The 13289-nt window shown below is 72.0% G+C and carries 8 protein-coding genes; 4 read left to right on the forward strand and 4 right to left on the reverse strand.

Annotated elements, in window-relative coordinates:
* The 3 genes from DVA66_RS03085 to DVA66_RS03095 form a co-directional block, all read left to right on the forward strand.
* A partial coding sequence (locus DVA66_RS03085; RefSeq protein ID WP_332872854.1) for an MFS transporter occupies positions 1-721 on the forward strand: 721 nt, incomplete at its 5' end.
* 39 nt (positions 722-760) lie between these two features.
* On the forward strand, positions 761-2470 hold the full coding sequence (locus DVA66_RS03090; protein ID WP_114558730.1) for a dihydroxy-acid dehydratase: 1710 nt from the start codon (positions 761-763) through the stop codon (positions 2468-2470).
* Between the two features lie 405 nt (positions 2471-2875).
* On the forward strand, positions 2876-9001 hold the full coding sequence (locus DVA66_RS03095) for a DUF7927 domain-containing protein (protein WP_114558731.1): 6126 nt from the start codon (positions 2876-2878) through the stop codon (positions 8999-9001).
* Between the two features lie 115 nt (positions 9002-9116).
* On the opposite strand, the gene DVA66_RS03100 is transcribed toward DVA66_RS03095, so the two are convergent.
* Positions 9117-9866 (reverse strand): SDR family NAD(P)-dependent oxidoreductase, encoded by a 750-nt coding sequence (locus tag DVA66_RS03100; RefSeq protein ID WP_114558732.1) that lies wholly within the window; start codon positions 9864-9866, stop codon positions 9117-9119.
* A gap of 94 nt (positions 9867-9960) precedes the next feature.
* Here DVA66_RS03100 and DVA66_RS03105 point away from each other — a divergent pair, with 94 nt between their 5' ends.
* On the forward strand, positions 9961-10560 hold the full coding sequence (locus DVA66_RS03105) for a TetR/AcrR family transcriptional regulator (protein ID WP_232821722.1): 600 nt from the start codon (positions 9961-9963) through the stop codon (positions 10558-10560).
* Positions 10561-10583: 23 nt separating this feature from the next.
* Here the strand turns inward: DVA66_RS03105 and DVA66_RS03110 are convergent, their stop codons facing one another.
* From DVA66_RS03110 to DVA66_RS03120, 3 genes are all read right to left on the reverse strand, one after another.
* A complete protein-coding gene (locus DVA66_RS03110) occupies positions 10584-10940 on the reverse strand; it encodes a hypothetical protein (RefSeq protein ID WP_114558734.1) in 357 nt (118 codons plus the stop codon).
* 62 nt (positions 10941-11002) lie between these two features.
* The gene (locus DVA66_RS03115) at positions 11003-11302 is read right to left on the reverse strand and encodes a Dabb family protein (RefSeq protein ID WP_114558735.1); all 300 of its coding nucleotides are present in this window, start codon (positions 11300-11302) and stop codon (positions 11003-11005) included.
* Positions 11303-11329: 27 nt separating this feature from the next.
* Complete coding sequence (locus DVA66_RS03120) at positions 11330-13234, reverse strand: glycogen debranching N-terminal domain-containing protein (RefSeq protein ID WP_114558736.1); 1905 nt, start codon at positions 13232-13234, stop codon at positions 11330-11332.
* Between the last annotated feature and the right edge of the window lie 55 nt (positions 13235-13289).

Here is a 13289-nt window from a genome sequence, read left to right on the forward strand (position 1 = left end):
GGCGGTGGGCTGCTGGGCGGTGGTCACCGCGCTCGCCGCCCTCGTCTGGTGGGCGCAGACCCGCCGCCGTCCCGCGGACGCCCCGCCGACCGTGCCGGACGTCCTCCCGACGACGCCGCCGGCCGCGCTCTGGCGGCACGCCGGCGCCTGGCACGTCACCGCCTTCATGGGGTTGCAGTCGTGCTGCTACTTCCTGCTGGTGACCTGGCTGCCGAGCATCGAGGCGGCCCGCGGGCTGCCGGCGCAGACCACCGGGCAGTACCTGCTGGTGGCCCAGGTGGTCAGCATCGTCGCCGGGCTGGCGGTGACCGTGCTGATGGGCCGGCGTCGTGACCAGCGCTGGGTCGCGGTCGGCTGCACGCTGCCGGCCGTGGTGGCCGCGGTCGGGCTGGTCGCGTGGCCGTCGGCGGTGCTCGTCTGGGCGGTGGCGCTGGGGTTGTCGACCGGGACCAGCCTGGTGGTCGCGCTGGCGCTGATGGGGCTGCGCAGCCGGACGTCCGCCCAGACGGCGCGGCTGTCGGGGCTGGCGCAGTCCGGCGGGTACGCGCTGGCGGCGCTGTCGGTGGTGGTCGCGGGTGCGGTCGGGCACCTCGCAGGGCCTCCGGCCGTCCCGTTCGTCATCCTGGCCGTGGCGCTCGCCCAGCTGGTGGTCGCCCCGCTGGCCGGACGGCCCCGCTACATCGGCGGGGACGCCGAGCCGGCCCGCGACCGGCAGCCCTAGCCTGGCCACCATGGTGGTCGGTCGGACGGAGGGGTGGCGATGACGCTCCGGAGCGCGCAGTGGTACCAGGGCTCGGGCCGCGACGCCTACATCCACCGGGCGTGGATGCGGCGCGGGGTGCCCGAGGACGCCTTCGACCGGCCGCAGATCGCCATCGCCAACACCGCCTCCGACCTCACCCCGTGCAACAAGCACCTCACCGAGGTCGCGGCGGCCGTGCGCAACGGGGTGTACGAGGCGGGCGGGATCCCGCTCGAGCTGCCGGTGGTGTCCCTCGGCGAGACGCTGGTGCGCCCCACCGCGATGCTCTGGCGCAACATGGCCGCGATGGCGACGGAGGAGATGCTGCGGGCCAACCCGGTGGACGGGGTGGTGCTGCTCGGCGGCTGCGACAAGACCATCCCGTCGCTGCTGATGGCCGCCGCCTCGGTAGATCTGCCGGCGGTCGTGGTGCCGGGCGGGCCGATGGTCACCGGCACCTTCCGCGGCGTCCCGCTGGGCTGCGGCACCGACGTCTGGCGGCTCTCGGAGGAGGTGCGGGCCGGCACCCTGTCGGCCGACGACTTCACCCGCTCGGAGTCGGCGATGATCCGCAGCAAGGGCCACTGCAACACCATGGGCACCGCCTCGACGATGGCGCTGGTCACCGAGACGCTGGGGATGGTGCTGCCCGGGGTGGCCGGGACGCCGGCCCCGGACGCCCGGCTGCTGACGGCCGCGCACGCCTCGGGCCGGCTCGCCGTCGAGCTGGTGGCCGCGGACCGGCGTCCGAGCACCTTCCTGACCCGGGCCTCCTTCCTCAACGCCATCGTCGCGCTGGCCGCGATCGGCGGCTCCACCAACGCCGTCGTGCACCTGCTGGCCGTCGCCGGCCGGCTCGGGGTGCAGCTGGGCCTGGACGACTTCGACCGGGTCGGCGCGGACGTCCCGGTGCTGGCCGACCTGCAGCCGTCCGGGCGGTTCCTGATGGACGACCTGCACCGCGCCGGCGGGCTGCTGGCGCTGCTGGCCGAGCTGCGCGACCTGCTCGACCCGACCGCGCTGACGGTCACCGGCCGGCCGCTGGTCGAGCACCTGGACGGCGCGACCGTCTGGGACCGCGAGGTGATCCGACCGCGGAGCGAGCCGCTGCTGGCGGCCGGCGGGATCGCTGTGCTGCGGGGCAACCTGGCGCCCGGCGGCGCGGTGGTGAAGCCGGCGGCCGCCTCACCGCACCTGCTGCGCCACCGCGGCCGGGCGATGGTCTTCGACAGCATCGAGGACTTCCACGCCCGGATCGACGACCCCGACCTCGACGTCGACGCCGACTCGGTGCTGGTGCTGCGCGGCTGCGGACCCAAGGGCTACCCCGGGATGCCGGAGGTGTCCAACATGCCGCTGCCGAAGAAGCTGCTCGAGCAGGGTGTGCGCGACATGGTGCGGGTCTGCGACGGCCGGATGAGCGGCACCGCCTACGGCACGGTGGTGCTGCACGTCGCCCCCGAGGCCGCCGCCGGCGGTCCGCTGGCGCTGGTGCGCACCGGCGACGTCATCGACCTCGACATCGCCGAGCGCCGCATCGACGTCGACGTGCCCGCCGACGAGTGGGCCGCCCGGACGCCGGACGAGGCGTCGGTGGCCGCCTACGCCGCCCCGCGCCGGGGCTGGGAGCGGCTCTACGTCGACCACGTCCTGCAGGCCGACACCGGCGCCGACCTCGACTTCCTGCTCGGCTCCAGCGGCTCGCAGGTCAGCCGCGAGTCGCACTGATCTCTCCGTGAGCCCGGGGCGGGGGACGCCGATCGCCTCCGCCCCACCACGGCACCGCCCTGTCCCTGCGGCTGGGTCTCGCACACCCAGCCCCGCTCTTAGCCCCCCTTAGCCCTCCCTTTAGCCCTCCTGCTCGCCTGCCTCCGCGTGATACCCATGCCCTGTAGCGCCAGCGACTCGGGGGACGAACCGGCGTACGCGGTCCTGCGCGTCCCGCGCCCACGAAGTTCTTCGTGGTGGCGGTTCGTCGCGGGACGCCAGTTGGGTCAACGAAGGACGGGAATCCGGATGAGGCATCGACCGCACGATGGCGGACAGTCGCCAGCGAAGACGACCAGGGGATCCGCTCGACGAATCCCCGCGGAGAGTGGGTGGGCCCGAGGCAGGCGCAGCCTGGCCTCGCTGTTGTCGTTCTCCCTCCTGATCGGCGTCCTGGCAGCAGCGTTCAACGTGGTGGCGGCGCCGGTGACAGCCCGCGCTGATCAGCAGCCCGCGGACACGAGGATCAACACGGGGAACCAGCTGTTCGCCTACGCCGAGGCAGGAGAGAACCTGGACGTCTCCTTCGTCCGCACGCGGATCTTCTTGGACCCGGCGCCGGCGGCCACCGTGACCGTGACCGCGCCCGGGGGCGCGGTCGAGACGTGTGACCTCGATGGGGACACCACGCTCGGTGATGACTGCACCTTCACGGACCTGACCTCCACCACGGCGGGGATCTGGACGATCGACTTCTCCTCGCCTGGGGGCGGCACCCAGGGCTACGAGTGGTCGATCGACGTCCAGGACGGGGCCACTGACATCCCAGGCCGGGTGTGGAGCACGCAGTACACCATGAACAACGAGAGCCCGGTGGACTTCTCCCTGCACTACGTCAGCGAGCAGGGCTTCCGCTACGACGCCGAGTTCACCGGCTACAACGGCATCAGCTCCAACTTCACCGCCGACGCCGCCGGCAACACGCTCGACGGAACGTGCACGTCCGCCTACAAGAGCTTCGACGGCGGCGGGCCGTACAGCGACACAGACCAGTACGACCAGCCGATCGAGCGTACCGGCGAGTGCGGGGACCCGTACAAGATCTTCTTCGAGGATCCCGCCGACGACCTCCCGGCCACCGCCACGCTGCCCGATGGTTCCAGCACCTGGGTGCTGCCGCCTCTGCAGCTGCCGGACCTGACCAGCCTGACTTTCGAGCCGGCCACATCGACCAGCCGCAACGGCACCTTCGCCGTGCAGGCCGACAACTTCACCGGCCAGGCGGTCGTGCAGGTCGACGTCAACAACGACGGCGACTATGACGACGTCGTGGACCGTGAGCTCCCGGTGGGGGTCGTGGACGGCGCAGCCACGGTGGAGTGGGACGGTCTGGACGGTGAGGGCGATCCGGTATCCATCTACACGGACATCAACGCCCGCGCCGTCATCGACCAGGCCGGCGAGATCCACTTCGTCAACTCTGACGTCGAGACCCGCGGCGGGCTCGAGGTGACGGCCACCAACGGACCCGAGGCCGGCTCCCAGACCCTGTACTGGGACGACACCGACCTCCGCACCGCGGATCGCCTCTGCACGACACCGCAGCTGGACGGCACAGCCGGTGTGGACAGCGCGGGCGGTGCCCACGGCTGGACCTGCTTCCTGAACTCCAACAACGGTGTCACCGGCAGCTGGGGCGACACCCGCGCCATCGACGACTGGACCTTCCAGCAGATCGACGAGTCCTTCGAGATCGAGATCCCCGGAACGGTGCAGCCCGTCTTCTCCTGCGCTCCCGGCGCCCCCGGTCTGCTGTTCCAGTACCCGGTCGGTGCGACCGAGACCAACGTGTTCAGCATCGACCTGGCCTCGGGTGAGCACCCGGACCCGACGCCCGTCGGTGGGTGGCAGGTCAACGCCGTGGGCTACAACGTGCTCGACGAGTACGTCTACGGCTTCGGCGTGAACCCCTCCACCGAGCAGGCCGGTGTGGTGCGGATCGGCTCCGACGGCAGCGTCTTCTTCGTCGGGCGGCCGACGGGGCCCGGTGCTGACGAGCTCGCCGGCGGGACGGCGGTCGGCGACGTCGATGACAACAACCACTACTGGATGTTCGACCCGAACACCGGCAACTGGTGGGACATCGACCTCTCCACCAACACCATCGCGGACCACGGCAACGCCCCCACCGCCGGCCTGTCTGCCGGTGTGGACTGGGCGTTCGTGCCCGGCACCAACAAGTTGTGGCGTCTGCCGAGCGACAGTGCGCGCACCACGACGTCCCTGGTGGGCTTCGACCTGACGACCCACACCTGGACGACGCCGGTGAGCCTCGGTTCGGTGGGTGACAACGTCACCGGCGCGGTGTTCGCCGACCCGGATGGGAACCTGTACGCCTCCTACAACGCCACCGGTGAGATCTGGCGCGTCAACACGACGACGAACCAGGCCGCACTGCTGGCGAACGGTCCTGCCTCGGCCGGCAACGACGGTGCTCGGTGCGCAGACTCACTGCTGCCGATCGACTTCGGTGACGCACCGGACTCCTACGACACCACGCTGGCCTCGGACGGGCCGCGTCACTCCCTGCCCGACTTCGCCGACGACGCTGCTCCCCTCGTCCTCGGAGACTCGGTGACCATCGAGGGCGACGGCACCCCCGGTACCGACGCCGCTGCGGATGACGACGACGCTCTGCCCGGGCCGATCACGCTGGCTGCGACCGGCACCACCACCGTGTCGGTGACCGCGACCAACGACACGAACCAGGCTGCCACCCTGGCGGGCTGGATCGACCTGGACGGCAACGGCACCTTCGAGGCCGACGAGCTGGTCAGCGTCGCGGTGCCGGCGAGCTCCGGGACGGCTCAGTACGAGCTGACCTTCCCGGCTGCGTCGACCGACGCCAGCACCTACGCCCGGTTCCGGCTGTTCCCGGGTGCGGTGGACGCCCCGCTGCCCACCGGGACCGCCGCTGGTGGTGAGGTGGAGGACTACGCCGTCCTGCAGCGTCCGATCGAGATCGAGAAGACCTCGACGATCACCGCGGACTCCCGTCCCGGTGACGTGGTCACCTACACCGTGACCGGCACCAACACGGGCACGGCGGACTACACCGAGGAAGACCCCGCCTTCGTGTGGGACAGCCTGGTCGGTGTGCTGGACGACGCGACCCTGGATGAGGCCTCGCTGACGGCCACGATCGACGGCGAGCCTGCCGGTGAGGTCGGTGTCGCGGAGTCGCTGGTCTCCTGGACCGGTGCGCTGGCTGCCGGTGACACCGTCACCGTCACCTACTCGGTCACGCTGACCGGTGCAGGTGACCGGGTCGTGGAGAACGTCGCCTGGGTGCCGAACGACCCGACCGACCCGACGCCGGAGCCGCCGGTGTGTGAGGAGGGCGGGAACGACCCGGAGACGGGGGAGCCCTGTGCGACCACGTCCACCGAGCTGCCGTACCTCAGCATCGACAAGTCCGCTGAGACCGAGGACGGGACCGACCCGCAGGTGGGTGACACCGTGACCTACACGGTGGTGGCCACCAACGACGGTCCTGGTGACTTCACCGCCACCGCCCCGGCCAACGTGGTCGACGACATGACGGCCGTGCTCGACGACGCCACCCTGGTCGATGGCTCGCTGGCCGCGACCTTGGACGGGGCGGCCGTGGCGGCGCCGACGTTCGCCAACGGCCGGATCCTCTGGTCCGGTGCGCTGGCGGCCGGTGAGGTGCTCACGATCACCTACGAGGTGACCTACACCGGTGCCGGGGATGCGGAGCTCGTCAATGTGGCCTTCGGTCCGACGACCCCGCCGGACCCGGAGAACCCGCCGCCGACCCCCGTCTGCAACCCGCGCGACGAGGACGGGCGTGACCCCGAGACGGGTCTGCCCTGCGCCCTGGTGACCCTCCCGGCGGTCCTGCTGGACGTGACCAAGGACGTGTCGCCGGCCGACGGCAGCACGGTGCTGGCCGGTCAGGAGCTGACCTACACGATCACCTTCGACAGCATCGGGACGGCACCTGCCCCGGTGGAGGGCTGGCGGGACTACCTGGCCGGCACGCTGGACGACGCGGAGATCGTGGACGCTCCGGTGGCCTCGGACGAGGCGCTGACGGTGTCCGACATCGCCGACGGGGAGTTCTCCGTCGACGGCGTGGTGCCGGCCGGGGAGGCCTACACGGTGACCTACACCGTGCGGGTGCTGCCCGACGCCGACCGCGGTGACAACCTGCTGGGGAACTTCGTCCTCCCGCCGGGCGTCACCGAGCCGCCGACGGAGTGCCTGGAGAACGACCCCCACTGCACCACCAACTTCGTGCCGGAGGTCGTGGACTCCAAGAGCGTCGACCCGGCCAAGGGCGCGACGGTCGTCCCGGGCCAGGAGGTCACCTACACCCTGACCTTCAGCAACGAGGGCACGGGTGCGGGCAGCGTGGACAGGGTCGACGACCTGACCCACCTGCTGGACGACGCCGACGTCACCGTCGTGCCGACGCCGTCGGACCCGGCGCTGTCGGTCTCGGAGATCGCCGACGGTCGGTTCTCGATCACCGGTGAGCTGGCGGCCGACCAGACGGTCACGGTGAGCTACACCGTGGTGGTCAAGGACGCCGACGCGATGGGTGATGCGGTGCTGGCGAACTTCCTGCTCGATCCTGAGGAGGAGACGCCGGTCGACCCGGTCTGCGAGGAGGGGGCTGAGGACTGCACCTCCAACCCCGCCCCGAAGATCCTCGACTCCAAGTCGGTCGACCCGGAGACGGGCACCGAGGTGGAGCCGGGTGAGGAGCTGACCTACACCCTGACCTTCACCAACGAGGGCACCGCTGCCGGCCAGGTGGATGAGGTCGACGACCTGACCCACCTGCTCGACGACGCGGACGTCACCGTCGTGCCGACGCCGTCGGACCCGGCGCTGTCGGTCTCGGAGATCGCCGATGGTCGGTTCTCGATCACCGGTGAGCTGGCGGCCGACCAGACGGTCACGGTGAGCTACACCGTGGTGGTCAAGGACGCCGATGCGATGGGTGATGCGGTGCTGGCGAACTTCCTGCTCGATCCTGAGGAGGAGACGCCGGTCGACCCGGTCTGCGAGGAGGGGGATGAGGACTGCACCTCCAACCCCGCCCCGAAGATCCTCGACTCCAAGTCGGTCGACCCGGAGACGGGCACCGAGGTGGAGCCGGGTGAGGAGCTGACCTACACCCTGACCTTCACCAACGAGGGCACCGCTGCCGGCCAGGTGGACCGGGTCGACGACCTGACCCACGTGCTGGACGACGCCGAGGTGGTCGAGGGGCCGGTCTCCTCCGACGAAGCGCTGTCGGTGTCGGAGCTCGCTGACGACCGGTTCTCGATCGTCGGTGAGCTGCAGCCGGAGCAGACGGTGACGGTGAGCTACACCGTCCGGGTCGACGAGACCGACGAGCTGGGTGATGCGGTGCTGGCGAACTTCCTGCTCGACCCGAGCGAGGAGACGCCGACCGACCCGGTCTGCGAGGAGGGGGACCAGGACTGCACCACCAACCCGACGACGACGATCGTCGACTCGAAGTCGGCCTCGCCGGAGGACGGTTCGACGGTGGCCTCGGGTGAGGAGATCACCTACACCCTCACCTTCAGCAACGAGGGTGCGGTGCCGGGCGCGGTGGACCGGGTCGACGACCTGAGCCACGTGCTCGACGACGCCGACCTGACCGTGGCCCCGCAGGCCTCTGACGAGGCGCTGAGCGTCTCGGAGGTCGTGGACGGTCGGTTCTCCATCACCGGTGAGCTGGCGGTCGACCAGACGGTCACCGTCACCTACACGGCCACCATCCGTGCGGTCGCGGACATGGGTGACGCCACACTGGCCAACTTCGTGGTGGACCCCGACGAGGAGACCCCGACCGACCCGGTCTGCGAGGAGGGTGATGAGGACTGCACCCAGCACCTCGCGTCCAAGGTCGTCGACTCCAAGTCGGTCGACCCGGAGACGGGCACCACGGTGGAGGCCGGAGCGGAGCTGACCTACACGCTGACCTTCAGCAACGAGGGAACTGCGGTGGGTGAGGTGGATCGGGTCGACGACCTGACCCACGTCCTGGACGACGCCGAGGTGGTCGAGGCTCCGGTCTCCTCCGACGAGGCGCTGTCGGTCGGCGAGATCGCCGACAACCGGTTCTCGATCACCGGTGAGCTCGAGCCGGGTCAGACGGTGACGGTGAGCTACACCGTCCAGGTCAACGGCGACGGTGAGCTGGGTGACGCCGTGCTGGCGAACTTCCTGCTCGACCCGAGCGAGCAGCCGCCGGCCGAGCCGGTCTGCGAGCAGGGCGAGGACTGCACCGTCAACGGGATCGGCCTCGAGGTGCCGCCGGTCGACGAGCCTCCGGCCCAGTCGCCTGGTGACGACGAGGAGCCTCCGGCCCAGTCGCCCGGTGGCGACGGTCAGCTGCCCGACACCGGTGCTCCGGCTGTGCTGCTGCCGCTGCTGGCCGGCCTGGCGCTGGCCCTGACCGGTGGCGGGCTGCTGGTCCGGCGCCGGCTGGGGGCCGGTCGGCAGTAGCCCGGGCCGCGGGTGAGTCCCCATCGGGGTCGTCACCCGCCCCAACCTCCACCAGCCCCGAGGGGCCGCACACCATGCGGACCCTCGGGGCTGGTGCGTTCCCACCCCCGGTCGCTCAGAGCTGGTTCACCCCGCCGTCGACCAGCACGTTGGCGCCCAGCATGAAGCTGCTGTCGGACGAGGCGAGGAAGGCCACCACCGCGGCCACCTCGTCGGGGTGTGCGGTGCGACCGATCGGGATCATCTTCACCAGTCCCTCGTTGTAGGCGGCGAGGTTCTCCGGGCCGACGAGCTCGCCGATGCCCGAGGTGTCGGTGGGGCCGGGGGAGACCGCGTTGACACGGATGCCCCGGTCCTTGAGCTCGCTGGCCCAGGTGCGGGTGAGGGCGCGCAGCGCCGCCTTCGAGGCCGCATAGGCACCCATGCCGGCCAGACCGCGGTCGGCGGAGGTGGACACGTTGACGACTACGGAGGCGCCGGGGTTGAGCAGCGGGAGCGCCTTCTGCACGGTCAGCGCGGTGCCGACGACGTTGACCCTGAGCACCCGGTCGAGCTCGTCCAGCGCGAGCTCCTCGAGGGTGGCGAAGGAGGCTGTGCCCGCGTTGGCGAACAGCACGTCCAAGCCCCGGCCGCGCGCGGCTACCGCCTCGTACAGCCGGTCGAGGTCGGCCGGTTGCGTGATGTCGCCGGGGACGGCCGTCACCTCCCGGCCGATCGCGGTCACCGCCTCCTCCAGCTCGTGCTCGCGGCGCCCGGTGATGAACACGTGCGCCCCCTCCTCGACCAGACGCGCGGCGGTGGCGCGGCCGATCCCCTTCGTGCCGCCGCCGGTGACGACCGCGGTCCTGCCCTCGAACCTCTTCATGACACGCTCTCCTTCGGATTCTGCACCGATCGGTGCGAAATCGACGATAGCACGATGGAGAACGATCGGTGCAAAAAGGGCTACGATTGACCCCGTGGAGCAGGTCAGACGCGGTCGCCCCCGGGCCTTCGACGCCAACGAGGCGCTCGAGCAGGCACTCGTCGTCTTCTGGGAGCACGGCTACGAGGGCGCCAGCCTCGCTCTGCTCACCGAGGCGATGGGCATCAGCCGCAAGAGCATGTACGCCGCCTTCGGCAACAAGGAGGAGCTGTTCCTCAAGGTGCTGCAGCGCTACGAGGCCGGGCCGGGTGCCTACGTGCGCCAGGCGGTGGGTGCCCCCACCGCGCGGGCGGTCGCCCGGGCCTACCTCGAGGGTGCGGTGCGTGCGGGCACGCAGCCCGGCCGTCCCGCGGGGTGTCTGGGGGTGCGGGCGGCGTTGTCGGTCGGGGTCACTGGTCAGACGGTCCAGGACGTCATGACGAGCTGGCGCGCCGAGAGCCAGGCCGGGTTGCGGGACCGGTTCCAGCGCGCGGTCGACGAGGGTGACCTCCCCGCCGACGCCGATCCCGACGTCATCGCCCGGTACCTGACCACGGTCGCCGACGGGGTGTCGGTGCAGGCGACGGGAGGGGCGTCACCGGCCGCGCTGCAGCACGTGGTCGAGGTCGCACTGCGGCACTGGCCGCCCGCCTGACGCGGAGCGGCCGTCCGCGCCCATCACCGACGACGGGCCTCTTCGGGGCACCTCCACACCAGGGTGCGGCTCTCGATCGAGGGCACCTGCGGATGAGGGTGACCGGGGCAGACCGGTAGTGCCGCGCCGCCCTCCTCCTCGAGGACGGCGTCCTGCAGCTGTTCGACGAAGGCCAGCAGCGCGTTCTCGTCACCGAGCTCGGTGCCGGTGAAGGCCGGCGTGCTGGTCGCGGGCCGACCGTGCCTGGTCAGCACCAGGTGCACGACACCGACCATGTCCGGGACCGCCGCGACCTCCGAGACCTCCCAGTGCGCGGAGACGCCCATCTCGCGGAACCCCTGCTGCGCGATCGCCTCCAGGATGGGCTCCAGGTCATCCACCGGGGCTCCTCGCGGCGACGGCCGCGCTGCCACTGGTGCCTGAGCCAGCTCGGGCGTCGACGTCAGCCCACGTCGACGACGACGATGCGTCGCGCGTTCGCCTGGATCTGCGCGCCGACCGCGGTGTGCCGCTCGTCGACCAGATACGCGTCGCGGGCGGCGGCGTCGGTGAAGGTGACGACGAGGCCGTAGCCCAGACCGTCCTCGAGACCCTCGGGGCTGGAGGAGTGGCCCTCGACCAGGTCGACGATGCCGGGGATGGTGCCGGCCATGCCGCGGATGGCCGGGCGCACCGAGCCCTCGACCACATCCTCCCGACCGGGCTCCCACTCGACGAGCACCACGTGCGTCACCTGGCTCATGCGCCGATCCTAGGGTGGCCGGCCGGGTCAGCTCCGCGGCGGCTCCACCCCGGCCAGGGACGCCCAGACCGCCACCGCCGCGGCGGCCGACCAGGCCTGCGGGTGGCAGGAGGCGGGGTAGGGGACGGGGGAGGGGGAGACGCTGCGGGCGTCCCCGCCGTGCAGCTCGGGCATCCGGTAGCCGAAGGCCGGGGCGGCGGCGAGCAGACCCTCGGCCAGCTCGGCCGCCTCGGCGGTGAACCCGGCGCGGGCCAGGCCGGCCACGGCGATCGCGGTGTCGTGGGTCCAGATGCTGCCGCCGTGGTAGGACAGCGGCCAGAAGCCGGCGTCCCGGGTCGACAGCGTGCGCAGCCCGAAGCCCTCGGCCAGCGCGGGTTCGACCAGGCGGCGCGCCACCCGTGCCTCCTCCTCGGCGGTGAGCAGCCCGGTGCCGAGCAGGTGGCCGAGGTTGCTGGTGAGCGAGTCCACCGGACGCTTGGCGGCGTCCAGCGCGATCGCCGGGTAGGGACCGTCCTCGTCGGTGACCCAGAACGCGTCGCGGAACCGCCCGGCCAGCCGGGACGCCCAGGCGCGGCTCTCCTCGGCCCCGGGACGTCCGAACGCCTCCAGCAGGTCGGCGCCGGAGGTGGCGGCCTCGTAGGCGTAGGCCTGCACCTCGCACAGCGCGATCGGCCCCTCGGCCAACGTGCCGTCGCGGTGCTGGACGGAGTCGTTGCTGTCCTTCCAGCCCTGGTTGGCCAGCCCGCGACCGGACTCGTCGATGTACTCCAGCAGGCCGTCGCCGTCGGAGTCGCCGTGCTCGCGCAGCCAGACCAGCGCCGCCTCCAGGGAGGGGAGCAGGGCGCGCACCTCGTCCTCGGCCAGCCCCCAGCGCCAGGCGTCGTGCAGCAGGCAGACCCACAGCGCGGTGGCGTCGATGGTGCCGTAGTACAGCGGCGGCAGGGAGGAGCCGCCGATTCGCGCCGCGAGCCCCGGCTGGCGCAGCTCGTGCATGATCTTGCCCGGCTGCTCCGCCGTGTCGGTGTCGACCCGGGTGCCCTGCAGCGCCGCCAGCACCCGCAGCGTGCCGCCGGCCAGCTCCAGCCGCTCGTCCAGCGGCAGCAGGAACCGTGCCGCCCACAGCGCGTCCCGGCCGAACAGGGTCAGGAACCAGGGCGCGCCGGCGGCCAGGAAGACGTCCTCGCTCCCGGGGCGCCGCATCCGCAGCGCCTCCAGGTCGGTCAGGGCCCGCTGCAGCCAGCGGGCCAGCCGGTCGTCCGTCGGGGCTGGTTCCGGGGTGGCGAAGGCGGCCGGGCGCTCGACGCCGAGCACCACCGGGTCGGGGTGGTCGGCGTCCAGCCGCAGGGCGACCTCGACGCTGCCGCGGGCCGGCACCTCGACCTCCCAGCGTGCTGTGACGGTGTCGGCCTCCTGCTCGATGGTGGCGCCGGGGGCCTCCAGCCGCACCGCGACCACGCCGGACGTCCACCGCGCGCTGGCGGCGTCGACGACCAGGTCCTCGGCCGGCAGCGGTGGCGCACCGATCCGGGCGGCGTCCATGCCGGTACCGTCGGGGACGGTCGACAGCTCGACCACGACCCGGGCCGCCCGCGTCAGCCGGGAGGTGATCCGCACCGTCTCGGTCAGCCCGGAGGTGTGCGTCTCGCGCAGCGTCGACACCCGCACGTCGGAGTCGGCGCCGGGCTCGCCGAGGTCGCGCAGCAGCCCCTCGAACCGCACCGCGGACGCCGTCAGCGGCACCGTGGCGACGTGCTCGGGGGCGATCCCGTCCACCCGCAGCCAGAGCGCCCGCAGGTAGCGGGTGTCACCGAGCCACACCCCCTGCACGGGGTGCTCGGCGCGGCCCACCTCGCCGGTGGCCGACGACCACACCTGGGACGGGGCGCGGAGCACCACGAGCTGGTCGTGCAGGAACGGCTGGCGTGGGGTCATCGGTGACTCCTCCGGGTGGGTCGGTGTCGGTCGTGGTGGCTCGCCGGTCCGCGTC

This window comes from Desertihabitans aurantiacus (assembly GCF_003344635.1).
GTDB classification, from domain to species: domain Bacteria; phylum Actinomycetota; class Actinomycetes; order Propionibacteriales; family Propionibacteriaceae; genus Desertihabitans; species Desertihabitans aurantiacus.

Excerpts from the sequence above, each read along its gene's own strand:
- DVA66_RS03090 (WP_114558730.1), top strand. The coding sequence starts at position 761 with ATGACGCTCCGGAGCGCGCAGTGGTACCAGGGCTCGGGCCGCGACGCC.
- DVA66_RS03100 (WP_114558732.1), bottom strand. The coding sequence starts at position 9,866 with ATGAAGAGGTTCGAGGGCAGGACCGCGGTCGTCACCGGCGGCGGCACG.
- DVA66_RS03115 (WP_114558735.1), bottom strand. The coding sequence starts at position 11,302 with ATGAGCCAGGTGACGCACGTGGTGCTCGTCGAGTGGGAGCCCGGTCGG.
- DVA66_RS03120 (WP_114558736.1), bottom strand. The coding sequence starts at position 13,234 with ATGACCCCACGCCAGCCGTTCCTGCACGACCAGCTCGTGGTGCTCCGC.